24 protein-coding genes and 2 tRNA genes are annotated in these 23,922 nt (G+C 35.5%); 14 read left to right on the forward strand and 12 right to left on the reverse strand.

What is annotated here, in order from left to right:
- Positions 1-12: 12 nt before the first annotated feature.
- Positions 13-86, reverse strand: a tRNA-Arg gene (locus tag DNJ73_RS01610).
- 172 nt (positions 87-258) lie between these two features.
- Here DNJ73_RS01610 and DNJ73_RS01615 point away from each other — a divergent pair.
- Together DNJ73_RS01615 and DNJ73_RS01620 are read left to right on the forward strand one after the other, a co-directional pair.
- Positions 259-555, forward strand: coding sequence for a DUF3181 family protein (locus DNJ73_RS01615; protein WP_158465987.1), 297 nt, complete (start codon positions 259-261; stop codon positions 553-555).
- Between the two features lie 25 nt (positions 556-580).
- A complete protein-coding gene (locus DNJ73_RS01620) occupies positions 581-844 on the forward strand; it encodes a cytochrome-c oxidase (protein WP_158465988.1) in 264 nt (87 codons plus the stop codon).
- Here DNJ73_RS01620 and murJ read toward each other — a convergent pair.
- The gene (gene murJ / locus DNJ73_RS01625) at positions 831-2,438 is read right to left on the reverse strand and encodes a murein biosynthesis integral membrane protein MurJ (protein WP_158465989.1); all 1,608 of its coding nucleotides are present in this window, start codon (positions 2,436-2,438) and stop codon (positions 831-833) included. The two genes, DNJ73_RS01620 and murJ, sit on opposite strands and share 14 nt — an antisense overlap.
- Before the next feature lie 73 nt (positions 2,439-2,511).
- On the opposite strand from murJ, the gene sfsA reads away from it, so the two are divergent.
- The 4 genes from sfsA (at position 2,512) to DNJ73_RS01645 (ending at position 6,957) form a co-directional block, all read left to right on the forward strand.
- The gene (gene sfsA / locus DNJ73_RS01630) at positions 2,512-3,276 is read left to right on the forward strand and encodes a DNA/RNA nuclease SfsA (protein ID WP_158465990.1); all 765 of its coding nucleotides are present in this window, start codon (positions 2,512-2,514) and stop codon (positions 3,274-3,276) included.
- Between the two features lie 271 nt (positions 3,277-3,547).
- Positions 3,548-5,038 carry an ammonium transporter gene (locus DNJ73_RS01635; protein WP_158465991.1) on the forward strand — a complete coding sequence of 497 codons (1,491 nt, stop codon included), beginning with the start codon at positions 3,548-3,550 and terminating at the stop codon, positions 5,036-5,038.
- Positions 5,039-5,155: 117 nt separating this feature from the next.
- Positions 5,156-6,361, forward strand: coding sequence for a 4-hydroxy-3-methylbut-2-enyl diphosphate reductase (locus DNJ73_RS01640; RefSeq protein ID WP_158465992.1), 1,206 nt, complete (start codon positions 5,156-5,158; stop codon positions 6,359-6,361).
- A 62-nt stretch (positions 6,362-6,423) separates the two neighbouring features.
- On the forward strand, positions 6,424-6,957 hold the full coding sequence (locus DNJ73_RS01645) for a DoxX family protein (RefSeq protein ID WP_158465993.1): 534 nt from the start codon (positions 6,424-6,426) through the stop codon (positions 6,955-6,957).
- 60 nt (positions 6,958-7,017) lie between these two features.
- On the opposite strand, the gene purH is transcribed toward DNJ73_RS01645, so the two are convergent.
- Positions 7,018-8,574 (reverse strand): bifunctional phosphoribosylaminoimidazolecarboxamide formyltransferase/IMP cyclohydrolase, encoded by a 1,557-nt coding sequence (purH, locus tag DNJ73_RS01650; RefSeq protein WP_158465994.1) that lies wholly within the window; start codon positions 8,572-8,574, stop codon positions 7,018-7,020.
- Positions 8,575-8,634: 60 nt separating this feature from the next.
- Between purH and DNJ73_RS01655 the strand changes: the two genes are divergently transcribed.
- Complete coding sequence (locus DNJ73_RS01655; RefSeq protein ID WP_257473284.1) at positions 8,635-9,243, forward strand: alpha/beta hydrolase; 609 nt, start codon at positions 8,635-8,637, stop codon at positions 9,241-9,243.
- Here DNJ73_RS01655 and DNJ73_RS01660 read toward each other — a convergent pair.
- Positions 9,240-9,608: a DUF3155 domain-containing protein gene (locus DNJ73_RS01660; RefSeq protein ID WP_158465995.1), complete on the reverse strand. Its 369-nt coding sequence runs from the start codon at positions 9,606-9,608 to the stop codon at positions 9,240-9,242. The genes DNJ73_RS01655 and DNJ73_RS01660 overlap by 4 nt on opposite strands.
- A 318-nt stretch (positions 9,609-9,926) precedes the next feature.
- On the opposite strand from DNJ73_RS01660, the gene DNJ73_RS01665 reads away from it, so the two are divergent.
- On the forward strand, positions 9,927-11,048 hold the full coding sequence (locus DNJ73_RS01665; RefSeq protein WP_158465996.1) for a sensor histidine kinase: 1,122 nt from the start codon (positions 9,927-9,929) through the stop codon (positions 11,046-11,048).
- Here the strand turns inward: DNJ73_RS01665 and DNJ73_RS01670 are convergent.
- Positions 11,029-11,811, reverse strand: a complete 783-nt coding sequence (locus DNJ73_RS01670; protein ID WP_315968941.1) for an adenosylcobinamide-GDP ribazoletransferase — start codon at positions 11,809-11,811, stop codon at positions 11,029-11,031. The genes DNJ73_RS01665 and DNJ73_RS01670 overlap by 20 nt on opposite strands.
- Positions 11,812-11,884: 73 nt before the next feature.
- Here DNJ73_RS01670 and tgt point away from each other — a divergent pair, with 73 nt between their 5' ends.
- Positions 11,885-13,015, forward strand: coding sequence for a tRNA guanosine(34) transglycosylase Tgt (gene tgt, locus DNJ73_RS01675; RefSeq protein WP_158465998.1), 1,131 nt, complete (start codon positions 11,885-11,887; stop codon positions 13,013-13,015).
- A gap of 34 nt (positions 13,016-13,049) precedes the next feature.
- A complete protein-coding gene (locus DNJ73_RS01680) occupies positions 13,050-13,193 on the forward strand; it encodes a photosystem II reaction center protein K (RefSeq protein WP_158465999.1) in 144 nt (47 codons plus the stop codon).
- Positions 13,194-13,338: 145 nt separating this feature from the next.
- On the opposite strand, the gene DNJ73_RS01685 is transcribed toward DNJ73_RS01680, so the two are convergent.
- The 3 genes from DNJ73_RS01685 to DNJ73_RS01695 form a co-directional block, all read right to left on the reverse strand.
- The gene (locus DNJ73_RS01685) at positions 13,339-14,361 is read right to left on the reverse strand and encodes a Gfo/Idh/MocA family protein (protein ID WP_158466000.1); all 1,023 of its coding nucleotides are present in this window, start codon (positions 14,359-14,361) and stop codon (positions 13,339-13,341) included.
- A gap of 37 nt (positions 14,362-14,398) precedes the next feature.
- Positions 14,399-15,667, reverse strand: coding sequence for a hemolysin family protein (locus tag DNJ73_RS01690; RefSeq protein ID WP_158466001.1), 1,269 nt, complete (start codon positions 15,665-15,667; stop codon positions 14,399-14,401).
- Between the two features lie 14 nt (positions 15,668-15,681).
- A tRNA-Ile gene (locus tag DNJ73_RS01695) sits at positions 15,682-15,754 on the reverse strand.
- A gap of 110 nt (positions 15,755-15,864) precedes the next feature.
- On the opposite strand from DNJ73_RS01695, the gene pyrE reads away from it, so the two are divergent.
- Both pyrE and DNJ73_RS01705 read left to right on the forward strand, forming a co-directional pair.
- Positions 15,865-16,443, forward strand: coding sequence for an orotate phosphoribosyltransferase (gene pyrE, locus DNJ73_RS01700; RefSeq protein WP_158466002.1), 579 nt, complete (start codon positions 15,865-15,867; stop codon positions 16,441-16,443).
- On the forward strand, positions 16,443-17,291 hold the full coding sequence (locus tag DNJ73_RS01705) for a folate-binding protein YgfZ (RefSeq protein ID WP_158466003.1): 849 nt from the start codon (positions 16,443-16,445) through the stop codon (positions 17,289-17,291). The genes pyrE and DNJ73_RS01705 overlap by 1 nt, the downstream gene beginning before the upstream one ends.
- 16 nt (positions 17,292-17,307) lie before the next feature.
- Here the strand turns inward: DNJ73_RS01705 and DNJ73_RS01710 are convergent, their stop codons facing one another.
- Positions 17,308-18,762: a TM0106 family RecB-like putative nuclease gene (locus DNJ73_RS01710; RefSeq protein WP_158466004.1), complete on the reverse strand. Its 1,455-nt coding sequence runs from the start codon at positions 18,760-18,762 to the stop codon at positions 17,308-17,310.
- A 52-nt stretch (positions 18,763-18,814) separates the two neighbouring features.
- Here DNJ73_RS01710 and DNJ73_RS01715 point away from each other — a divergent pair, with 52 nt between their 5' ends.
- On the forward strand, positions 18,815-20,275 hold the full coding sequence (locus tag DNJ73_RS01715; RefSeq protein ID WP_158466005.1) for a phosphoglucomutase/phosphomannomutase family protein: 1,461 nt from the start codon (positions 18,815-18,817) through the stop codon (positions 20,273-20,275).
- Entirely contained in the window at positions 20,268-20,858 is a 591-nt protein-coding gene (rdgB, locus tag DNJ73_RS01720; RefSeq protein ID WP_158466006.1) for an RdgB/HAM1 family non-canonical purine NTP pyrophosphatase, read from the forward strand. The genes DNJ73_RS01715 and rdgB overlap by 8 nt, the downstream gene beginning before the upstream one ends.
- 3 nt (positions 20,859-20,861) lie before the next feature.
- Here rdgB and DNJ73_RS01725 read toward each other — a convergent pair whose 3' ends face one another.
- The 3 genes from DNJ73_RS01725 to fabI all read right to left on the reverse strand — a co-directional run bounded on the left by DNJ73_RS01725 (position 20,862) and on the right by fabI (position 23,869).
- Complete coding sequence (locus DNJ73_RS01725; RefSeq protein ID WP_158466007.1) at positions 20,862-22,355, reverse strand: carotenoid oxygenase family protein; 1,494 nt, start codon at positions 22,353-22,355, stop codon at positions 20,862-20,864.
- Positions 22,356-22,444: 89 nt separating this feature from the next.
- A complete protein-coding gene (gene hisB / locus DNJ73_RS01730) occupies positions 22,445-23,056 on the reverse strand; it encodes an imidazoleglycerol-phosphate dehydratase HisB (RefSeq protein ID WP_158466008.1) in 612 nt (203 codons plus the stop codon).
- Between the two features lie 30 nt (positions 23,057-23,086).
- Positions 23,087-23,869 carry an enoyl-ACP reductase FabI gene (gene fabI / locus DNJ73_RS01735; protein ID WP_158466009.1) on the reverse strand — a complete coding sequence of 261 codons (783 nt, stop codon included), beginning with the start codon at positions 23,867-23,869 and terminating at the stop codon, positions 23,087-23,089.
- Positions 23,870-23,922: the final 53 nt, after the last annotated feature.

Here is a 23,922-nt window from a genome sequence, read left to right on the forward strand (position 1 = left end):
ATATTTTTAAAACGCGCCTGGAGAGATTCGAACTCCCGACCCTCTGATCCGTAGTCAGATGCTCTAATCCGCTGAGCTACAGGCGCACAAAAAAACAATATCAGATTAACTCCCTAAGAATAGAAAAATATCTTTTATCTAGGCTTTAAAAATTCATTAAAATATGAATGTGAACCACAAGCAAGTTTTTCTGCCTTCATTTTTAGACAATAGCCAATCTCTATCTAAGGTCTTTATTAATGATAAAACTTTGATTTCATGTCCACTTCTAATGATTCATCTCAAATTCGTGAGCTAACGATTTCAATAGCTGATCGATTATTTATTAAAGTAGGAAATTGGAATCTTTATTTGGGTGATGCTGGCCTTGCTAAGGATTTAGCTATCGAATGTCAGGCTTATTTTTCACAAGGTTCAAATGTTGCAGCTAGAAAGGGTCTTGAAGCTATTCAAGTCAAACTTGGTGGCGGCGAAACTAGATTGCCGCTATCAAGATTAATTCCATCAAATCAACTTTTTGACCTTGAGGAAATTTTAGAACCATATTGCAGATAAAATTTGAGCAATTGCTTTAATATTCTTGTTAATCATCCAGGTTACTAATGCTCGAGAGGTTGTAAGACAGCGTATTGGTCGATTAGGTGAAAGACTTATTGGTAAAGTAGCCGATGCTGAAGCTCAGGTCGAAAAGGAATTAATGAAAGAAATGGAAATTGCTTTTCAGGAGTTTGGTATCGAAGCAAGAATTCTTTCAGTAAGTGGAGTTAAAACTGATCAATCTAATTGTTTAGAAATTCCACTGAAAGTTAGATCAGAAAAAGATGTATTACTTAAAGAGAAATAAATCTTTTTTTTAAAGACTTATTAATTTCAAAAATACCATCAATTTTAAGAATAATTGCTAGATAATTAAATATAAGAAGACTCATTCCAGATGATATTAAAATTTTGAAAAATAAAAAAATGAATCCATAAGGTAAATTAATTATATTAAAAATAAAAAATGAGTTGGTTCCACAAATAAAACCTATAAAAATAATTCTAAGATTTTGATAGAGTATTTTAACTAAGTTGAGATTATTCAATATTTTATTTAATTTTAATAATAAAAGTATACAAGCAAAAAAGTTAACGAATGTAGTTGAAAATACTAATCCATTTACACCTAGATTTAGAGGCGATAGATCGCCCCATGGACTTGGGCCTCCTATTAGAAACCAATCAAAGAAAAAATTTAGTACTATTGCTATAATTGATATTCTAAATGGTGTTTTTGCATCTTCTATTCCATAAAAAATTCTAACTAAAAGATCTCTTATTAGATAAAAAGGCATACCTATACCATAAGCAATTAAAAGTTGACTTACCACATCTATTGCATTCTGATTAAAGGAACCCCTTCCATATATTAATATTACTATTGGGGTAGAAAGTGAAACAAATATAGAGCCTAAAAATACCATCGAAGTTGAAGAAAGAAAGAATCCCTGATGGATTTTTTTGATCAGTTTTGGATGGTTTTCTCGAGACCTTAAACTAACAAAAACTGGTAATAATGGAATTAAAATTGTATTTGATATTATTCCAAGAGGAGCTTGTATGAGAAAGTTAGCGTAACTTAGAGCAGCTGCGGCACCTATAATTTTTGATGCGAAAAATAAATCAGTAAAAACATTAATTTGCATCATTCCTGAAGAAAGTGATGCAGGAGCAATCATTTTCCAGGCTCTTTTTAGTTCTGAATATTTTGTTTGTATTGAGAAACGTATAGAAAATATTCCTTTGTTGATTAGGAATGGTATTTGAATTAAATATTGAGAGAGAGCTCCAATAAATGTTGCCTTGGCTAGAATAACGCCTCCCTTAATATCTAATTCAGATAGGTCTGTTGTATTTCCTTTGTTTAGCCAAAAGTCGGCAATAGCAATGATAATTATTAAGCTTGAAATTAAAGGTGATATAGAGGGAATAAAAAACTCTTTTTTGGCATTAAGTGATCCAAATCCTAGGCCTATTAAACCTGATATAAATACGATTGGAGACATTATTTTTAATTGAGAGGATGCCATCTCTTTGACTTCAGCAGTTAAACTAGGCCCTACTAAATTGATAAAAAAGTCTGACGAAAAGAAAATAAAAACACTTACTAGTAATAATAATAGAGTTAATATAGTATTTATTGAAGTTATAAATAATTTACTCTCAACTTTATTTTTATCTGCTAAGAGAGTAACCATTGAGTTATGAAATGGTCCATTAACGCCTCCTAAGAGAACTAAGAAAAAGCCAGGTATAATATAAGCATAATTATATGCATCATATGAAGCGCTAATTCCAAAAGCACCAGCAATAACCAATTGTCTTGCCATGCCTCCAAATTTGCTGAATAAAGTTCCTAAAGTTACAATGAAAGCAATTTCTTTTATTGTTTTCGTCATGTTAAATCTGAAAATAGAGAGCTTTCATTTCTTGAATTATTTTGAGTTTTTTGTTCTATTGGATGTTAATTAAGTGATTGAAATTGGAAAAACCATTATTAAGTTTCCTCCTCTTAGAGAGGGAATTTTAATTAAGAGATATAAGAGATTTTTGGCTGATGTTGAGCTTGATGATGGAGAAATTGTTACTGCCCATTGTGCAAATACAGGTCCAATGAAAGGGGTTTTGTGGCCTGGGGGTCGAGTCAGGCTTAGGTATTCTCCTTCACCTAAACGTAAATTAGATTGGTCTTGGGAGCAAGCTGAGGTACCTAGTTATATCGAGAACAAAAAATGTTGGGCAGGTGTTAATACATCTTTGCCAAATAAGTTGATTAAGCATTTAATTGAGGCAAATGGTTTAGAGAAAGAATTGGGTGCAATATCCATAATCAAACCTGAAGTGGTTTATGGCAAAGGAGGTAAAAGTAGAATAGACCTATTGCTTGAGCCAGAAAATAGCAATTTAGATCTTAGGAAGATATATGTTGAGGTTAAAAATACGACTTGGTGCGATAAATCATTAGCATTGTTCCCAGATACAGTTACGACAAGAGGTCAAAAACATCTGAAGGAATTAATGGATGTTTGCCCTGATTCAAGAGCAGTTTTAATTCCCTGTATTAGTCGAAAAGATATGGAAATTTTTGCACCTGGTGATTCTGCTGACCCTCGATATGGAGAACTATTCAGAGATGCCTTAATTAAGGGTTTAGAGGTAATTCCTTGTTCTTTTGGCTTTTTTCATGATCGCATCTCATGGGAGGGGATTAAACCCTTTAGGGAATTCCAAAAATAAGGCTGGAATCACTAAATCTTAAAGGTTTTATTTATATTTGGACTAGATGGTATATCTTATAGTTCATGTGTCAAAACTTTTTTTTCAGAAGAATTAAGTAATAAGTTCTTTAATGAACACAAAAAAAAGTATCAACTAATACAATTCTTAGGTATTAAAGTTTTTTTTTGTATAAACACGTACATCTTTTGTATCTATGTTGCGTGCATATTCATAAATGTATAAATTTTGGATTAACCATCCATTTCTTTTTTCGCAGTAAGCATCATTTATGACCACTGCTTTGCAATCGCCTCCAAGGCGAACTACTTCTCGTCTTCAAGACGCAAGTCTTTTAAACGGGCCAATGCTTCTACTGAGAAGCATTAAAGGTTTTAGAAGAAGTCAGTCTTGGGCATGGCTTGCCTCTGTCCCATTGGCGCTTTTGGGATTAGGTGTATTCACTTTCTCTGCACGCGCCGAGGTCGCTCTTTCAGATTTAACTGGACCTCAGGCAGCTGCATTCTTAGCCGACAACCTTTGGTTATTTATTGCCACAATCCTCGTTATTTTTATGAACGCAGGATTCGCAATGGTTGAAGCTGGTATGTGCCGTCAAAAAAATGCGGTAAATATTTTAGCTAAAAACCTATTCGTTTTTGCTCTTGCTGTTACTGCCTATTGGGTAATTGGATATTCCCTTATGTATGGCGGTTCAGTCATTGATGGTTGGCTTTATTTCCAGGGCTTATTTGTTGATCCTGACCCTTCTGGCGCATTAGAGTGTGCTGCCGCTGGTGATACTGGTTGTCTTGTCCCAGCTGTAGATTTCCTTTTCCAATCTGCTTTTGCTGGTACTGCTGCAACTATCGTTTCTGGTTTGGTGGCTGAAAGAGTCAAATTTGGAGAATTTGTTGTTTTCTCTATTGTTCTAACTGCATTCATCTACCCAATTGCTGGTAGCTGGCAGTGGAATGGAGGTTGGCTTTCTGAACTTGGCTTTATTGATTTTGCTGGTTCATCTATTGTCCACTCAGTAGGAGGCTGGGCTGGTCTTGTTGGAGCGATGCTTCTTGGACCCCGTATTGGCAAATTTGTAGATGGCAAGGCCCAAGCTATGCCTGGTCATAATATGGCTATTGCCACTTTAGGAGCACTAATCTTATGGATTGGTTGGTATGGATTTAATCCTGGCTCCGAATTGGCTATGGATCAATATGTTGCTTATGTAGCAGTAACAACAACTCTGGCTGCAGCTGGCGGTGCAATTGCAGCTACAGTTTTATCTACAATTACTTCCGGAAAGCCTGATTTGACAATGATCATTAATGGCATTCTTGCTGGACTAGTAAGCATTACTGCTGGTTGTGGCAACATGACTTTCGCTGGCTCTTGGCTTGCTGGAGCAGTGGGTGGATTAATCGTAGTAGTTGCAGTAGCTGCTTTAGATTCTGCAGGTATTGATGATCCAGTAGGTGCGTTCTCAGTTCACGGTGTTTGTGGGGTTTGGGGAACTATTGTTATCGGCCTTTGGGGCGTTGATGGTATGGATCCAGGCGCTGCTGGAATTGGTCTTCTCAATGGAGGAGGTATAAACCAATTCTTTATTCAAGCATTAGGTGCAGCTGCTTATGGTATCTGGACTGTTGTTACATGCTGGATCGCTTGGCAAATTATTGGTGGCTTCTTCGGAGGTATCAGAGTTAGCGAAGCAGAGGAGATTCAGGGTCTTGATATTGGAGAGCATGGAATGGAGGCTTATCCTGACTTTGCTTCTAGCTAATTTCTTTGTTTGATTCTCTTACATTAAATTTAAAAAAGCCCGGAATTTATCCGGGCTTTTTAGTGTGGTTTAATATTGATGAGAATCCTATCAATTTTTTTTAACTTTGTAATTGAAATGGATACTCAAGCCTTCAAGCAAACTCTTCATAAATCTGATCGTTATAACCGCAGAGGATTTGGCTCTGCAAATAAGCGAGCTCAGGCACTTGCAGAGGCTTATCAAAGTGGATTAATTGGATCTATCAGAGAAAATGGAAATCTTTTAGAGCATGGAAGATTAAAAGTAAAACTTGCAGAAGCTTTTGGTTTTTGTTGGGGGGTAGAAAGATCAGTAGCAATGGCTTATGAGACGAGGAAGCATTATCCAAATGAAAGAATATGGATCACTAATGAAATTATTCATAACCCTTCTGTGAATGACCATTTAAGAAAAATGAATGTCCTGTTTATTTCTGAAGAAAAAGGTATAAAGGATTTTTCAGCTGTTAAAGATGGAGATGTAGTGATTCTTCCTGCATTTGGAGCAACAGTGCAAGATATGCAGCTTTTACACGATAGAGGTTGCCATATTATTGATACTACTTGTCCTTGGGTATCAAAAGTTTGGCACACAGTTGAAAAGCATAAAAAACATACATTCACATCAATTATTCATGGCAAATATAAACATGAAGAAACACTAGCTACTAGTTCTTTCGCAGGGACTTATCTAGTTCTATTTGACCTTGAGGAGGCAAAATATGTCGCTAATTACATTCTAGGAAAAGGAAATAGAGAAGATTTCTTAAGGCGTTTTTCAAAAGCATCATCTAAAGGTTTTGATCCAGATAAAGATTTGCAAAAAGTTGGAGTTGCTAATCAGACGACAATGTTAAAAAGCGAAACTGAGGAAATAGGAAGATTGTTTGAAAAAACTATGTTGAAGAAATATGGCCCAGCTCAATTGAACGAACATTTTTTAGCTATTAATACTATTTGTGATGCTACCGAAGAAAGGCAAGGAGCAATGTTTTCTCTTGTTGATGAACCTCTTGATCTTATGGTCGTAATTGGTGGATACAATTCTTCTAATACAACTCATCTTCAAGAAATTGCAGTTAGTAGAGGTATTCGTTCATTTCATATTGATACTCCAGAGCGAATTGGGGAGGAAACTAATACAATTACCCACATGCCACTTGAGGGAGAAGAATTGATAACAGAAGAAAGCTTTCTCCAAAAGGGAAATATTAGTGTAGGCATTACTTCGGGGGCTTCAACTCCTGACCGTGTAGTTGAACATGTCATTCAGAAGCTAATGAAATTAAGCGAAAAATTTTGATAAGAAAAAAACACAATTTTGCCCCAATCTCTCGTAGGATAGTTATTAGTTTTTAGTAGAAGATGGCTCAATCAAAAAATTCTAATCTTAATGATCCTGATTCTCAGAAGGTTGAAGTCGTTGTTCAGAGTCCAGAGGGTGAAGTTAATATTCTTGGAGAACTATCGATATTTGTACTCAGGATTAGTTTTAGTTTGTTGATGGTTCACCACGGTTTGGAAAAATTAAGTGATCCAGGAGGATTTGCAGAATTTGTAGTTGGTAAATACTTCAGCTTTCTTCCAGGTGATCCTGTGATATGGACATATATGGCTGCGGTAACCCAAATAGTTTGTCCTATTGGATTAGCAACAGGTGTTTTGGCAAGATTATCTTCCTTAGGTCTTTTATCAACTATGGTGTTTGCTTTGTATTTTCATTTTATAGATACTGGTTTAGAAGGATTTCCTTTTGCGGTAGTTGAAAATCACAATTACATATTTGAATTGTCAGCTATTTATGCAGCCATATCATTTTATTTCTTATGTGCTGGCCCTGGAAGATTATCACTTTTTAGAAAATCGAATAAAATAACTTACTATCCAAAAGGAACATAAAATATATCATCCCAAATTAAAAAATTAGTCTGTCAACCTAACAAATAACTTAAATTTATATCAATGTAAAAAGTGTCTTTTTCCTGTGAAAACCATTTTTATACCTAAGTCATTACATGCACTAATTGAGTCATTGTCTCTTATACTTCCGCCTGGTTGAATAATTGAGGTGATTCCATAATCTGCTGCCATCTTAACTGTGTCGTCGAAAGGGAAAAAACCGTCACTTGCTAAAACAGCCCCTTTTGATTTTATACCAGCAGCCTCTAAAGCAAGTTTTGCTGAGCCTATTCTATTCATTTGACCAGCTCCAATTCCTAAACTTTGTCCATTAGATGCAACTGCTATTGCATTTGATCGTATATGTTTAACAATTTTCCAAGCAAAAGATAAGTCATTTAATTCTATTTCGTTTGGAATTAAGTTTGTAACATTTTTCCATTCTTTTTTATCTACATCGGGTTCATCTGAATCCTGAATTAATAAACCACCAAGAATGCTTCTTATATGTTTTTTAGCCGCTTTTTGGATAGACTCAGCTTTTAATTCTAATAGCCTTAGATTTTTCTTTTTTGACAGTATTTCTTGGGCCTGATTATCAAAACATGGTGCAACAATACATTCAATAAATATATTTTCAAGTTCTTTCGCAGCAGCTTCGTCGACTGTGCAATTGATTGCAATAATTCCACCAAAAGCACTAACTCTATCGCCATCCAATGCTCTTTTTATAGCTAAGTAAGGAGTATCTCCAGTGGCGACGCCACAAGGATTTGTATGTTTAATTACTACTGCTGCTTTTTGGTATGAATCTATATTTGTAGTATTTTCATATCCAAATTCACGCAGAGTAGATAATGCAGCTTCCAGATCTAGGAGATTATTTGTACTTAATTCTTTGCCTTGTAATTGATTAGCCCCACTCCATCCTTTTTCAGGCTCTCCATACCATGAGGCTTTTTGATGTGGATTTTCTCCATACCTAAGTTTTTGTTTTAATGGTACGGCTTGCAACCATGAAGCTTTTTTTGAAGGGATTTTATTGGCAATCCATTTACTTATTGTGAGGTCGTAAATGGCAGTATGCTCAAAAGCCTTCTGTGAATAGATTTTCCGTAATTCATTAGTTATTGTTTTTAATCTATATGCATCAATTAAGTCTGGGTATTGATTTGGATTAGTTACAACAAGAACATCCTGATGGTTTTTTGCTGCTGCTCTAATCATTGCTGGACCTCCGATATCAATATTTTCGATAGCCTCTTCCCAGGAAACATTTTTTTTTGAAATTGTTTGTTCAAATGGATATAAGTTAACAACCACCAAATCTATGGGATTGATGTTTTGTTCATTTAAATCATTTAGATGAGATTTTTTATCTCTTCTAGCCAAAATTCCTCCATGGATTTTGGGATTAAGTGTTTTCACTCTTCCTTCTAGAATCTCTGGAAATCCTGTGTAATCAGCTACTCGGGTCACAGGTAGATTTTCACTCTCTATTAACTTTGCAGTCCCTCCACTTGAAATAATTTTGAAACCAAAGTCATTAACTAATGCTTTAGCTAATGGAATTAAGCCAGTTTTATCTGAGACACTCAGAAGTGCTATCGGTGACATCTTTATTCTTAAGGTCGATTCTTTTGAATAACCTACGCATTCAATTGAAATATTGCATTCATGATGACTGAACTAATCTCCTTAAATTCTGAATCCGCAACAAATAGATTAGTTTTACTTCATGGTTGGGGCGCTGACGCACAGGATTTATTGCCTGTTGGAAAATTATTAATTGAAGGGTTTAAAGATCGTTTTGAAATTCTTTCTCTCTCTGCTCCTCAGACGCATCCAAGCGGTATAGGAAGGCAATGGTATCCTTTGTATCCTCACGAATGGGATAAGGTCCCTAGTGCAGTATTAGATTTGGAAAAGCGTTTAAATACCATTTGCTTTGAAAAGATACCATTAAATAAAACATTGCTTTTAGGCTTTTCTCAAGGAGGAGCTATGGCGCTAGATATTGCTAAAAAAAATAAATTTGAAGGAGTTTTTGCACTTAGTTCTTATCCGCATCCTGAGTGGGAACCATTAAAAGATATGCCTCCTGTATTCCTTTGTCATGGGTCTATGGATCAGGTAGTTCCTAAAGAAGCTTCTCAAAAGAGCTTTAATCTCTTGAGAAAGAATGGAATTGAATCGGAATTATATTTATTTGAAGGGGGGCACGAAATAAACAAAGATCTAATTGATCATTGCAGAGGAATAATTAAACAAAAATTTCTAAGTTAGACAAAAGCGTATTCATACTCTTCGATTTCTTCCCAGTCATCTGCAGTAAGCTCTAATCCTGCGAAAATTTTATCTTCACCAAGAAATTCAACAATTATCCTTAAAGAAGGAAAAAGAAAGTGATTTTCCTCAGCGTACTGAGCGCTAAACAGACCTTTTTCTCCCCAGAAGAAGCGATCAGTAGTGTGCTCATTACGGCGTACATTTAGTATTGCTGGGGCAAATAAACCCTCTTCAGCAATAAATCGTCTAGCTGCAGTTACTGGTTTGTGTTGTCCAGTTCCTAAATGAAAAATAGGAACATGGGACATAACACGCTGACCCGCGAGTCTTCGTCTGCTAATTCTTTTACGCTTTTTTGACATGAAAAAACTACCTTTTTATTTGAGAGTGTGAGTTAGAAGTTTCGCTTTTTATTAGCTCTGGCTGAGGCTAGAGGCTTTTTTTTAGAAAATTAGAGTTGATACTGAAGTGGAAGGTTTTTTCTGAAATTAATTAAAAGTCGACTACAGAGGTTACCCATCAATCTCTGCCGTAGCCTAAAAGTCACTCTAAGTGCTCACTTTTGAATCAATTTTGAGATAACCTCCTAAGTAGTTGTCTAAAATCTTTATTAACATCTTAATACTTTTTTCAAATTTATCAAGTTTTTGAATGCTTCGTTTTTTATCTAGGATTTCATAATGAGCTCAATGAAGTATTCAGAAAGGTTTTTAAATTTTGTTCAACAGCAGTTGGTTGGCTTTCAAGCTGATCAAAAATTAGAACATGTTGTTGTTTATGTAGCAAGATCTGGAGATAGTGGTTCCCCTACGCTAGAAGTAGTAGGACAGTGGCCGAAGTCAGAAAAAGTATTACAACCAGTTGAAACTGATAAAGCCCTTCGTACACCATCATCCAACAGAAGATGGTATCCCTTGCAAGAAGGGTCAATATTGTTAGGTGTTATTCGTGCGGAGAGAATTCCCTCTGAAGAAGATTGGCCTGAGAATCTAGATCATCGCTTGCAATCAATGTCAATTTCTCTCGCAAACTCACTTGCTTCTGAACTTGATAGGAAAAGGTTGCTAGATCAATTAGATGATCAAAAAGAGCAGATTTCTTTAATGGTTCACCAGCTAAGGAATCCATTAGCAGCTTTAGGAACTTATGCAAAACTTCTATTGAGAAAAATAGGCCCTGAAAGTGAACATGAAAATCTTGTAAAAGGTCTTATGACTGAACAAGCACAAGTTAATAAGTACTTGACTGCACTTGATCAACTTAGTCAAGTCAAATTACCTCAATCTGATGATGGCTCAAATAGATTACTTTTGCCTCCTCTTTTACCTAATGAGACTTCTATAAGCGTGAAAAGCTTAATAGAGCCATTGATTGAGAGAGCCAAAGCCAGAGCTAATTTACAAGGAAGAAAATGGTTTAGTCCTTCGCAATGGCCAACTTGGATGGAATCAAGATCCATTTCAGAGGGTGTTATTGCTGAAATTGTGGCAAATCTTTTAGAAAACGCTTTTCGTTATAGCCCTCCTCAATCCCCCATTGGAATAGAAGTCACTGAAGAGGGAATCTGTATTTGGGATGAGGGCATACCAATAAATGAGGAAGAAAGAGAAAAGATTTTCAAGAAAGGTTTTAGAGGTGAAAGTGGTTCAAAAATGTCTGGAAGTGGGATAGGTCTTGCTCTAGCTAGAGATTTAGCTAGACAAGTAGGTGGAGATTTAAAATTAGTAGTTAATCCAAGCCTATTTAAAAAATCGTTACCTGAATCAGGTAACGCTTTTGTTTTTAATTTGGAAATAAAATAATACTTAAAATTAATAAATTAATCGTTTCTGTTATTACTAAGACTGCTCCATAGCTATCACCACTAAGTCCTTTTAAATATTTATTTAAAAAGTATGGGATTAATATTGAAGTAATTAAACCTGATAAAACACAATTTATCAAAAATAAGCTATTAGTTAAATTTATTTGATTTAAAAATAAAAAAAATGTTATTCCTAAGCAAATGATTATTAAAGAAGGTCTTATTTCATACGATATTCCTTTCCAGTATTTTTGATGAAAAGACTTTGATTCTTTCTTAAATATGTATTCATAATTTCCTATAGCAAAAATTTGTGAGATTCTTCCCCAGAAGGCAGCCAAAGGAAAGGCAAAAGGTGCATAAAAACCAAGTTTGATTATTGCTGATATTTGAAGGATTAAAATGACTACTAAACTTTGCACTCCTATTGCCCCAACTCTGCTATCTTTCATTGCCGCAATTCGTTTTAATGGCCCTGCACCAATACCATCTGCAGTATCCATTAAGCCATCAATATGAAGACCACCAGTAAGGACTATGCTAATTGCAATTGATATCAAGGCGATAGAACTAATCGGCCAATTAAAGTAATTCAATAAAAGCCAAAAAAATGATTGTAAAAAGCCAATGAAAATCCCTATCAAAGGAGCAAAACGTGCAATCCTTTTGAATTCAGGTTTAATTATTGGCCATTGAGGTAAAATCGTATAAAAAACCCATGCACCTGCAAGGTCATTTAGCCAGTTTTTAAAAATCAGAATTACAACCTCAACTGTTTCTTAGGTCTCAAATTAGTTATATAACTAATTTAAGTAATTGAATATTTAGGAATAATTGAAAAATCCCTTCTTTGATTTCCAAATAAAAAACAGATGTAATACGACATTAGCTCGTGTTGGTTCTTTTAAAACACCAAACGGAGTCGTAAATACTCCTAGGTTTATGCCAGTAGGGACTTTAGGAACAGTCAAGGGCGTTACATCTGAGCAGCTTAAGAAAACAGGAGCAGAGATGATTCTTGCAAATACTTTTCATCTTCATCTGCAACCTGGAGAAAAGATTGTTCAAGATGCAGGGGGACTACATGAATTTATGTGTTGGAATAAGCCAATACTTACTGACTCAGGAGGCTTTCAAGTCTTTAGTTTGGCAAAGTTAAATAAAATTGATGATGAAGGAGTTTCTTTTCAAAGTCCCAGAGATGGTAAACATATTTTTTTGAGTCCTGAAAAAGCTATTGAAATTCAAATGGCTTTAGGTTCAGATGTCGCCATGGCTTTTGATCAATGCCCCCCTTACCCTGCTAGTGAATCAGATGTTGAGGAGGCTTGTAAAAGGACTCATCACTGGTTGGAGAGATGTATAAATGCACATACCAAAAATGATCAAGCAGTTTTTGGAATAGTTCAAGGTGGGTGCTTCCCTCATTTGAGGAAATTAAGTGCAAAAATTGTCTCAGGATTCGATTTGCCTGGGATTGCTATCGGAGGAGTAAGCGTAGGTGAACCAATAAATCAAATGCACAAAATTGTCCGGGAAACCTGTCCTTTATTACCCCATGATCGACCTAGGTACTTAATGGGAATTGGAACCTTAAGAGAAATGGCAATAGCAGTAGCAAATGGTGTAGATCTGTTTGATTGTGTAATCCCCACGCGCTTGGGAAGACATGGGAGCGCATTAGTAAATGGGGAGACATGGAATTTAAGAAATTCTCGTTTTAAAGACGATTACAGACCGTTAGATTCATCATGTAACTGTGAAGCTTGTACTGGATATACAAGGGCATATATTCATCATTTAATTCGCAACAAAGAATTACTTGGTCTGACACTTTTGAGTCTGCATAATCTCACGCATTTGATCCGTTTTACAGGTGCTATGAGGCAAGCAATTATTGAAGGTTGTTTTTCAGAGGATTTCGCTCCGTGGCAGAGTGACTCTAAAGCGCGTCATACGTGGTAGCGTGCGTGCTTAATACGTCCATTATTTCTTAGGGATGGCACTGTTTAATCTCGACTTACTAGCTGAACTTCCGGTTGCTTACCAGGCTTTTGCACCAACAGTGGATGTACTTCCGCTTATACCTCTTTTCTTCTTTCTGCTTGTTTTTGTTTGGCAAGCGGCAGTTGGTTTTCGTTAAAAACGAAGTTTTTCTTCTGAACTTTTTAAAAAATTAAGTAATCGATTAAAGGTTCTTAATAAAATAAAACTTTTTCTCGAAATAAAAAATCGGGAAAAGTTTTATTTTTATTTTTATTTTTATTTTTATTTTTGAACTTGCTTATTTATATCCCTTTTCCCAGTGAAATGTCTTCACTTGGCATAGATACTGCTTTTTCAATTAAATCAGCTAGATGAAGCGCTCTTGATGCTTGAAGTCCTCCAACAGCAGGTTTCTCCTTGCCTCTAACGCATTGCAAAAAATGCTCCAGCTCTGCATACAACGGCTCGATAGAAGTTGTACTTACTTCTTCAATAAAACCATCGTTCCGATAAAGTAATTCACCATGATCTGCTGAATACCATTCATGAGCCTTTCTATGGATGTGAATATTGTGATTTAGGAAATCTGTTTCTATAAGACTTTGTTTGCAATGAGCGCTCAAACTTCTGATTTTTTTGTGACTCATTTTGCTCGCCGTCAGACTTGCAACGACCCCATTTTGAAATCCTAGTGTCGCGTTAACATAATCCATAGGACCATCTCCACTACATCCTCCAACTGCAGCAAGTCTGATCACTTTTGAATTTGCAAGTTCAATAACTAAATCAATATCGTGAATCATTAAGTCCAAAACAACTGAAACATCGTTAGCTCTCTCGGGATGAGGGCTATGCCTTCTTGCTTCAAGAACTACAACTTCTTCATTAGCAACTACTTTTGTTAATTCTCTAAAAGCAGGATTAAACCTTTCTATATGGCCAACTTGTAACAACTTTTTGGCATTATTTGATGCATTAATCAATGATGAGGCTTCGTCTTTATTTGCGGCTATAGGCTTTTCAATAAGAACATGTTTACCTGAACTTAGACATTCTAGACCTACTTTATGGTGAAATAATGTAGGTACAGCAATACAAACAGCTTCTACTTGATTTAATAAATCCTTGTAATTTTTATACCAAGTACAATTAAATTGCTCCATAGCCAATCTTCCTCGTTCTTCGTCTAAATCTGCTACTCCTATTAGCTCAGCATCTTTGAGAAGACTAAGTACTCTCGCGTGGTGCCACCCCATATTTCCAATTCCTATTACCCCAACTTTTACAGGAATAATATTTTCGTTGGTCTTGGAGATGGTTTTCATATTCAATTTATTATTAATTAATAGACCTGTTAATAAATTATTTAGGAAGGGTTATTTTAACTTTGTTTATTCTTGGCCCTTTCATGGAGATAACTTCAAATACAATTTCATTATGAACGAACGTTTCTCCTGTATTGGGAATTTCTTGGAGTTTTTCTAAAACAAATCCAGCAAGAGTGTAATGATCATCAGCCTCTGGCAATTCTAGTTTAAGTTCTCTATTTAGTTCTATTACTTCAATGTCTCCAGAAGTAATCCATATTTTTTTTAAGTCATCAATAGGTCTTAGTTCAGATTCTTTATTATCAAATTGAATCTCATCACCAACAATTTCACCTGTTAAGTCTGCTGATGTTATTAAGCCTTCAGTTCCTCCATATTCATCAACAACCAACAGTAATGGGTTCCCATTTTTTATGAGGGGTAATAATTCAGCCAAAGTAGAGGTTTCTAACACACGAACAACTGGTTCTATATAAGGTTCTAAAGAAGTGTTGGCTTGCATTTTCCCTTTGGCTATTGGATCAGCAAGTTGCCTTAAATCTAAAACTCCAAGAACACTATCAAGTGAATCATCAATTACTAAGTATCTTGCATGACGAGTTTTATGAACTTCTTCCATCATTTGAGTGAAGGAAACCTCTTTAGGAAGAGTAACCATCCCTGACCTGGGAACCATTACTTCTCTGACTTGTGTATCTCTTAAAGCAAAAACACCTTCAAGTATGTTTCTCTCATCAGGTTTTAATCCTGTTACGCCACCAGTCTCAATTAATTTTTCTAATTCTCCTGCAGAGAATGCAGCTGTAGTAAGACTTTCTGATTTGGTATTGAGTCCAAATAACCTAAGAATTAATAAAGCAACTCCTTCTAGTAAAGAAAGAAATGGTGACATCCATTTTATTGCTGCTTCAATAAGAGGAGATAATTTGAGGGCAAAAGTCTCTGGTTGATTGAGAACAAGTGCTTTTGGAAGAAGGCCAGATATAAGAGTTGCTAAAAGTACAAAAGTGATAAAGAGTCCTAGATCTAAAAAATAGTTAATTGAAGCTATGTTCCCCCACCATTGACTTGCAAAATTTTTGCAGATCCAACCAATTGAAATTAATGAAATAGTTATTCCTAACTCTGCTATTAAAAGGGTTCTTCTTAGCCTTTTCTGCAGACGAATTATGGAATTCGAACCAGGTAGTCCATCTTCAACTAGTCTTTGGACCTTAGTTGAACGAAGTCGCAAAATAGCAAATTGACCTGCATTGAAAAATGCTGGTATTACAAGCAATATACAAAGAAGTAATAAACTCATTAATAATTTTTCTATGGGGGTGGCGAGGATCGAACTCGCCTAAGGCGAATTATGAGTTCGCTGCATTCACCAGATTGCTACACCCCCAAAAAAGCAGAATTAAAAACTTTTTTTGATAATAGTTAATTTGTTTGCCTAAAGTAAATATATATCTAATCCCACCAAGATGTTTAATAATTAAACTTGCATATAAAGATATGACCCCATTGAATCCCTCATTAGATGAAATAAAAGAAAATCTTTTAACTTTGTTAGCTAAAAAAGCTTATAGGTTTGGCGATTTTTCTTTGGCTTCCGGTAAAAAAAGTTCTCATTACGTCAATTGCAAGCCAGTCTCTCTCTCAGGGCCAGGTTTATTGTCGATAAGTTCATTATTTCTAAAACAAATAAATGAAAGTGATAGTGGTGTGGCTGGCTTGACATTGGGTGCTGACCCTCTTGTTAGTGGCGTTGTAATGTTGGCAGCTCAATCAGGCATTGATTTGAGCGGTTTAATAGTAAGGAAAGAAGCTAAAGGTCATGGAACTGGAGCATGGTTAGAAGGGCCTTTGCCTCCTAAGGGCTCAGTGATTACGGTCCTAGAGGATGTTGTTACTACTGGTGGATCTTCTTTAAAAGCTGTTGATAAACTTAGAAATCAAGGGTATTTAGTTAACCAAGTACTAGCAATAGTCGATAGAGAAGAAGGAGGCTTGGATGCCATGTCTAAAGCTGATTTAAATTTAAATAGTCTTTTCTTTTTAAAAGAGATTATTGAGAGAGCTAAAAGCTTGTGATGACAGAGACAAAATCATTGATTTGGGATGAAACATTCCCTTCATTACTTCTAAAAGGGGAGGGGTGTGCAACTTTTTTACATGGTCAAACGACTGCAGATATTTACACTCAGAAACAACTAGAAAGTATCTTCTTGAGCTGTTGTTTATCAACTAAGGGAAGTTTGAAGGCTTTATTGGAAATTCGAATTTCCAATGATATGGCTGAAATAGTTATAATAGCAGGTGAAATTAATTCCATAATTAACGGATTTGAATCAGTTATATTTCCTGCCGATAAAGTAAATCTAGAAGTTTTAGACCCAATAAGAAGAATACAAAAAATAAATAACTATCAATCTTGGAAGAAATCAACTCCTTTATGGATAAGTAATAATGATTTAATTGAAAATGAAATTTATGATTATACTAGAGCAACAAAAGAAGAGTTGGAAATATGGAAAATAAGACAAGGAATACCTGGACTTGATAAAGAAATAAATGGAGAAACAAATCCCTATGAATTGGGTTTAGGAGATATTATAAATCTTGATAAAGGTTGTTATTTAGGCCAGGAAGCAATTGCAAGATTTTTTAGATCTAAATCTTTAAAACATCAACTTCGTTATTGGGAAGCTTATGGGGATGCTGATGATTTTGATATTGGTAAAAAAATTTTGAAAACTAATCATAAAAATGAATTGAATCAAAAAGTAGGATTTATTACATCTTCAATTAAAACTAACGATAATTTTCTTTGTGGACTTGCATTAATCAAAAATAATTTTATTAATAAGGATATTTATTTTTCCGAAAAAGAGGAATCTATGACTATAAAAAAGCCAATCTCGTTCACTCAGCCTTTTTGATATAGTATGATATTTTTTAATCTTGATCTATTAACCATTTTGCGATCATTAAAGTAGCAATACAATCATCACGATTATATTTAAAGATTGAGTTTAAATTTTTAGAGTAAATGTTATTTAATCTACGCGATTCTTTCCATTGCCTCCACCATAAAAGAGCTCTAGCCCCATCAATATTGGACTGTTCCCATTCGAATCCTATGAATTCTGCAATTGATTTAAGTCCATAATTCCTTACAGGAAGGAACCAGGATTCTCTAATTAATAAATGTATGTCAATAAATCTATTTTTTATCGCATCAATTTCATTAGGACTCGCCCCTTGCCTTAATCCTAGCTTTATTAGAGATATTGGCTCTGTTTCTCCGTAATGGAGTATTGGGAAACCTTCATGATGATTTAATTTTCTCTTAATTCTCTTCCATAGGTAATTTTCTGTATCCTTTTCAAGATTAAGCAATGGTGAATATTTGATTTTTTTTAAATCTATCTCTTTATATATATTGCTTGGTATTCGAATGAAACCGTGTAAAAAATCATGTTTAATATCTGGGTCAGATTCAATATCATAAATCAAAAAACCTTTTGCTTTTTTTAGGTTAGTAAGTTTTTTTGCTGAATTTAGCTTGATGGCCTTATTTGTTATTTGCGATTGTGATTGTAAAATAATTTTCTTAGAAATATCACCATGCTGTGTGCCAAATTTATCAAGCTTTTCCTTTAATTTATAATGCTTTATTTTTGCTAATTCCTCTATATTATTTATACCAATCTTGTTTAATAAAATTTCTCTTTTTGCTCCAATGCCACTAATTTCACTCAGATTCCCTTCTTTAATAGCGACAGTATCACAAACTTTTCTCCAAGAACATATTGTGCATTTCTTTCGATTCGAAGTTATTGGTGGAGGTATTTTGGATTGAATATCTCTCTCAAGATTTAATAATACATCTATTAATTCTGTGTTCATATTATCGGTTAATCTTATCTTTTCGACTTTTATAATATCATTATCTTTGTGGAGGATTAAACCTTTTTTAGGTTGATATTTTTGTAAATTATTTATCAATAAACTTGTCATAGAAAGTATTAATCTGTGCTCTCTTGTGACTTTTTTACCTTGCCTGGCTAAGACAGGTTGGTAAGAAAAATTTCCCCAAATACTATCTCCTGATGTCTTTCTTAATATGGGTAAATTTCCTTTGAGAATTCTATTTTTTATTAAAGGAAATTTAAGTCTGATTCCATAAGCTATATTTTTACCCTCTTCACAAGCTTTAATTCCTATCCCATAACTTTCTTGTGAGAGATTATGAAAGCAGTCGATTTGATGATTTAATTGAAGTGTGCTATGAGCTGTCCACAATTTTTTTTGTTTATCACCATAAATTTCAAGCCAAGCTTTTCTTCTGCATCGAATCCAACTCCTTAAAAGGTGATCGTTAATTGGTTTGGATTTATTCCATTTCATACTTAGAGAATAATCTGCATTTCTTTAAGAACAAAGTTTTTCCAGCATAAAGATGAAAAAGAAAAAGTTGAATTTAACTAAGGAGAAAATTTCTTTCGGAACAGATGGTTGGAGAGGGATATTAGGAGTTGATTTCACTTTGGAAAGATTGCTTAAAGTAGCTGCTGCTGCGGCTCAAGAGCTTGCTTATGTAAAGGAGAAAAAAAATAATAAAATAATTATTGGTTATGATCGACGTTTCCTTGCAGAGGAGATGGCTGAGGCGGTTGCCTCTGCGGTTAGGGGAATAGATTTGGTACCTTTGCTGGCATCTTCATCACTGCCAACTCCCTCTTGCAGCTGGGGGATAGTCGAGGAAAGTGCACTTGGCGCACTAGTCCTAACAGCAAGTCATAATCCATCAGAATGGTTGGGTTTGAAAATAAAAGGTCCTTTTGGTGGCTCAGTTGATAGCGCTTTCACCGATTCTGTTCAAAAAAGATTAGACGCTGGAGGGATATCAATTCCAATCGAAGGCGACACTGAGAGAATTGATTTTCGAAAACAACATCTAGTGGGGATTGCTCAGAAATTTGACATACCTTTTATTTCTAATGGTTTGAGAAAATTAGGTGTGAAAATATTTGTCGATCCAATGCATGGATCTGCTTCGGGCTGCATGTCTGAATTATTTGGCTCTGATAGTCATGAACTTATTTATGAAATAAGAACTGAAAGAGACCCATGTTTTGGTGGGAAACCTCCAGAGCCCATGGAAGCTTATCTATCGCAATTAATAGAAGAAGTTCAGCTTGCATCCCAGGAAGGTCAGTTATCGATGGGCTTGGTTTTTGATGGAGATGGAGATCGAATTGCTGCCATAGATGAAAAAGGTAGATATTGCAATACACAGTTAATAATGCCTGTTCTGATAGATCATTTAGCAAGAGTCAGAAATATGGCAGGCTGCGTTGTTAAAACTGTAAGTGGTTCGGACTTAATGAGATTGGTTGCGGAGGATTTGGGGAGAGAAGTGCTAGAAAAGCCAGTTGGATTTAAATATATCGCTGAAGAAATGCTTTCTAGACAAGTTCTCATTGGAGGAGAGGAGTCAGGGGGAGTTGGATTTGGACATCACCTGCCAGAACGCGATGCTTTGTTTACCGCTTTGCTTTTGATGGAGTCAATAGTTGCAGATAATAAATGTTTAGGAGAAAAAATAGATTCCCTTCATGCTCGTTTTGGTAAGAGTCATTTTGAACGTATTGATTTAACTCTCAAAGATATGGAAATGAGAAGGGACTTGGAAAATTTTTTGAAGCATAGGACCCCATCCTCAATTGGTCATAAATCAGTTTTAGAGGTTATTTCAACTGATGGAATAAAACTTGTATTTGATAAAAGTTATTGGCTGATGTTCCGTTTTTCTGGAACAGAGCCTCTTTTAAGAATTTATTGTGAAGCCCCATCAAGAGAAGAAGTTACTTCAACTTTGTATTATGCAAAGCAACTTATAGATAATAGTTTTGGATAATCTCCCTCTAGTAATTGCTAGTAGCAATGAAGGTAAAATTCGGGAATTTCAAAAACTTTTGGCCGATTTCCCATTCGATTTATTGACTCAACCTGTTGGTTTTGAGATTGAGGAAACAGGAAAGACTTTTATGGAAAATGCAAGAATCAAGGCAATTGCTGTTAGTAAAGCAACGGGCCAATTGTCTCTTGCAGATGACTCTGGACTAAGTGTTGAGGCTCTGGGAGGGGCTCCAGGTATTTATTCTGCTAGGTACGCAAAATCAGACAATGAAAGGATTGAAAAATTATTAGCCGAGTTAAAACCTTTTTCAAATAGAAAAGCCAAATTTGAGTGCGCATTATGTATAGCTAGTGGAGAAAATGTGTTGATAGAAGTGTCAGGTTTTTGCGAAGGCCTAATAACTTTTTTCCCAAAAGGGGAAAACGGGTTTGGTTATGATCCGATTTTTGAAGTGGCTAAATCAGGTGAGACTTTTGCAGAAATGGAGCACGAGAAAAAGAAGCAAATTGGTCATAGGGGGAGCGCTTTCAAATTGCTTAAACCTGAATTGAAAAAGCTATTGACTTCTATAAGAAAGTAGTTTTTAGTTTTCAACCCAGCTTCCGTGTAATCCATGGGGTATAGAAATAGGAACTTCAAGAACAGCTTTTTCAGTAAGATTTTTAGAATCAAGGATTATTAAATCAGTTCCAGATCTAATGCTATTCCAAACCAATACAGCAACCCACCCATTGTCTTCTTGAGATTTTGATTCTTGGGAAGGAATAAATATTGGCTCACTAACAAAACCTCTTGGGGCGGCACTCCAACTAATCTCTTTATTGCTTGCCAAGTCGATTTTTTTTATAGCTTGGAGTGGGCCATTACCTTCCTTTTGTTCTGCAGTTGCCATCCAACTGAAGCGTGCCCTTAGTCCTTCAAAATGAGGGTTGACCATTGCAAATTCACAACATTGATTGCTTATGGTTGAGCAGGTAAATGAATTATCTATTGGGTTGATTTCACTTCTTTTTAAAATTCCTTCTGGTAAAAGATCAAAATCTATTTCTCTGAAATTATCCTCTGGACCAATACTAGGAAAATCATCATAAAAAATACTTTCAATATTGATTTTTTCACCATCTTCCCAAGCATTTAGATGATGGAAAACAAAACCCTTTGGTGCATCAACTGATTTTGGAGGTTGACCAGCAAATTTCCCACAATCCCTTGGAATTAATAAGAATTTTGGAGTCCCATCAGATTTAGAAGCTAAACATTGTGCTGCTCCTTTTTGTCCAAGAAGGAATGGGAGAGGATTAAAATTTATCGCATTTTGGAGAAATATTGCCCAGTTTGGTGTGATGGCAAAATCATGCAAAAAAGCAAATCCATTAAAAGAATCTTTTCTATCGCTTAAAAGAGAGCCAATATTTTCCCCTTCATTAGAGAATTCCATCAATCTAATTGTGCTTTTAGGACCAGTAGATACTCCAAAAGTAACCATTCTTTGATCTTTGTGATGGCCAGGGTCGAATCGAGGATGAGCACTAAATGCTTCTCCTTTTTTTAAAACTCCTTTTAAATCAGATAAGCCATTGGTTTCTAGAGTATTTGGATTGAGTGAATATGGACTAGATGCTTCCCATAGCGCTAATAGGTCATTCCCGAGTTTTATTACGTGAGTATTGGCAATATTTTTGAGCCTTACATCAAAAGCATTAGCTAAGACGCCGCCTTCTTTTTGAGTTCCAAATACACCTCTATATAGAAATTTCTGGGATTTTTCCTCTTCTACCCATTCCTTTGTACGAACAAAACGATTAGTCAGGTTTATTTTCCCGTTTTCAAATTGAAAAGCAGCAATCATCCCATCTCCATCAAATGGATGGTGTACCCATCTTCCGCCTCTTTCAAGTCTTCCTGGCCCGTTTCGATAAAAGGTACCAGAAATTTGTTTAGGAATAGATCCTTTTACAAGTTTTAGTTCAGCATGATCTAATTCTTTTTCAACATTGCAATATGCACTTGACCAATCCTCTTTGCTGAAGATTGTTTGCTGTGGTGATGTTTCTCTTTTTAAATAACTAACAGCCACTATTTTCCTTAGATTAGAATTTGATTTTCGCTTAAAATTCTGATTTTTGCGAGCTCCAGCTCAAAAATATTTGTTTGAATATGTCGCTTTTAACCACCAGCTTGTTCAAGAACTCCTTTACTGCTGGGAATTTGACTTGATCTTCTTGGGTCAATTTCAGTAGCCATGCGAAGAGCTCTTGCAAAAGATTTGAAAGTAGCCTCTATTATGTGATGAGTATTATTTCCCGCAAGTTGTCTTATGTGGAGAGTTAAACCACCATTGCTGACAACAGCACCAAAGAATTCTTTAACCAACTCTGTATCGTAAGTTCCAACCTTTTGAGAAGGAATATCTAAATTAAAACTCAAATGTGGTCGCCCGGAGCAATCAACCACAGCTTGAATAAGAGCCTCATCAAGAGGAGCTAAAAAATGACCAAAGCGTTTTATTCCAGCTCGATCACCTAATGCCTTTGATAAGGCTTGTCCAATTGCAATTCCAACATCTTCATTCGTGTGATGATCGTCTATGTGAGTATCTCCATTTGCTTTTACCTCAATATCAAATAATCCATGACTAGATAATTGTTGGATCATATGGTCTAGAAAACCTATACCTGTATTTGCGATGCATTTGCCAGAACCATCAAGATTAATTTGGACAAAAACGTCTGTTTCCTTAGTTATCCGGCTAATTTCTCCTTCTCTGGTTTTCTTCATATTTAATTGGTAATTTGAATTGGCTTAAAATTACATACCGTTGATGCAATAACCTGCATCAACATAAACTGTTTGTCCTGATATACCACTCGAAAGATCGCTAAGCAAGAAAGCGGCAGTATTACCTACTTCGATTTGAGTAACAGTTCTCCTAAGCGGAGCTTTTTCCTCAACATTATGAATCATATCTAGAATTCCTCCAATAGCTGAACTGGCGAGAGTCCTTATTGGCCCAGCACTGATTGCATTAACTCGAACCTGGTTTTCAGGACCAAGTTCCTCCGAAAGATATCTAACTGATGCCTCCAAAGCTGCTTTAGCAACTCCCATTACGTTGTAATTAGGAATTGCTCTTTCTGCTCCTAAATAAGTCAAGGTGACTACGCCTGCACCTTTGCTAAAAAGAGGTTTTGCATATTTACATAGTGGGGCGAGTGAGTAAGCGCTAATTTCTAGGGCTCTTGAGAATCCCTCTGAAGAAGTTGCACTGTAATTTCCTACTAATTCTTCTTTCCCTGCAAAGGCTAAACAGTGAACTAAGCCGTCAAGCTGTCCCCATTGATTTTTAATGGTTTCAAAAACTTCTTCAATTTGAGAAGAGTTTTGAACATTAAGTGGCAAAAACAAGCTTGGATTTAAAGGAGAAGTAAGTTCTTTTACTTTCGCTTCAAATCTACCTTTTTCATCGGGCAAGTATGTAATTCCTAATTCGGCTCCAGCTGCTTTTAACTGTTGTGCAATGCCCCAGGCAATTGATCTGTTGTTTGCTATTCCTGTAACAAGGATTTTTTTGCCACTAAGATCGAGAAGCATCTTTCGGACTCATTTGGTTAGTATTACTAATTGTCCCCTATTTAGGGCTAAGA

The organism is Prochlorococcus marinus XMU1408 (assembly GCF_003208055.1).
In the GTDB taxonomy this organism is placed as follows: domain Bacteria; phylum Cyanobacteriota; class Cyanobacteriia; order PCC-6307; family Cyanobiaceae; genus Prochlorococcus_B; species Prochlorococcus_B marinus_A.

Bases quoted from the DNA above. Each gene is read 5' to 3' on its own strand.
- DNJ73_RS01615 (WP_158465987.1), top strand. From the start codon at position 259: ATGTCCACTTCTAATGATTCATCTCAAATTCGTGAGCTAACGATTTCA.
- murJ (WP_158465989.1), bottom strand. From the start codon at position 2,438: ATGACGAAAACAATAAAAGAAATTGCTTTCATTGTAACTTTAGGAACT.
- DNJ73_RS01635 (WP_158465991.1), top strand. From the start codon at position 3,548: ATGACCACTGCTTTGCAATCGCCTCCAAGGCGAACTACTTCTCGTCTT.
- DNJ73_RS01640 (WP_158465992.1), top strand. From the start codon at position 5,156: ATGGATACTCAAGCCTTCAAGCAAACTCTTCATAAATCTGATCGTTAT.
- DNJ73_RS01645 (WP_158465993.1), top strand. From the start codon at position 6,424: ATGGCTCAATCAAAAAATTCTAATCTTAATGATCCTGATTCTCAGAAG.
- purH (WP_158465994.1), bottom strand. From the start codon at position 8,574: ATGTCACCGATAGCACTTCTGAGTGTCTCAGATAAAACTGGCTTAATT.
- DNJ73_RS01655 (WP_257473284.1), top strand. From the start codon at position 8,635: ATGATGACTGAACTAATCTCCTTAAATTCTGAATCCGCAACAAATAGA.
- DNJ73_RS01660 (WP_158465995.1), bottom strand. From the start codon at position 9,608: ATGTCAAAAAAGCGTAAAAGAATTAGCAGACGAAGACTCGCGGGTCAG.
- DNJ73_RS01665 (WP_158465996.1), top strand. From the start codon at position 9,927: ATGAGCTCAATGAAGTATTCAGAAAGGTTTTTAAATTTTGTTCAACAG.
- DNJ73_RS01680 (WP_158465999.1), top strand. From the start codon at position 13,050: ATGGCACTGTTTAATCTCGACTTACTAGCTGAACTTCCGGTTGCTTAC.
- DNJ73_RS01685 (WP_158466000.1), bottom strand. From the start codon at position 14,361: ATGAAAACCATCTCCAAGACCAACGAAAATATTATTCCTGTAAAAGTT.
- DNJ73_RS01690 (WP_158466001.1), bottom strand. From the start codon at position 15,667: ATGAGTTTATTACTTCTTTGTATATTGCTTGTAATACCAGCATTTTTC.
- pyrE (WP_158466002.1), top strand. From the start codon at position 15,865: ATGACCCCATTGAATCCCTCATTAGATGAAATAAAAGAAAATCTTTTA.
- DNJ73_RS01705 (WP_158466003.1), top strand. From the start codon at position 16,443: ATGACAGAGACAAAATCATTGATTTGGGATGAAACATTCCCTTCATTA.
- DNJ73_RS01710 (WP_158466004.1), bottom strand. From the start codon at position 18,762: ATGAAATGGAATAAATCCAAACCAATTAACGATCACCTTTTAAGGAGT.
- DNJ73_RS01715 (WP_158466005.1), top strand. From the start codon at position 18,815: ATGAAAAAGAAAAAGTTGAATTTAACTAAGGAGAAAATTTCTTTCGGA.
- hisB (WP_158466008.1), bottom strand. From the start codon at position 23,056: ATGAAGAAAACCAGAGAAGGAGAAATTAGCCGGATAACTAAGGAAACA.
- fabI (WP_158466009.1), bottom strand. From the start codon at position 23,869: ATGCTTCTCGATCTTAGTGGCAAAAAAATCCTTGTTACAGGAATAGCA.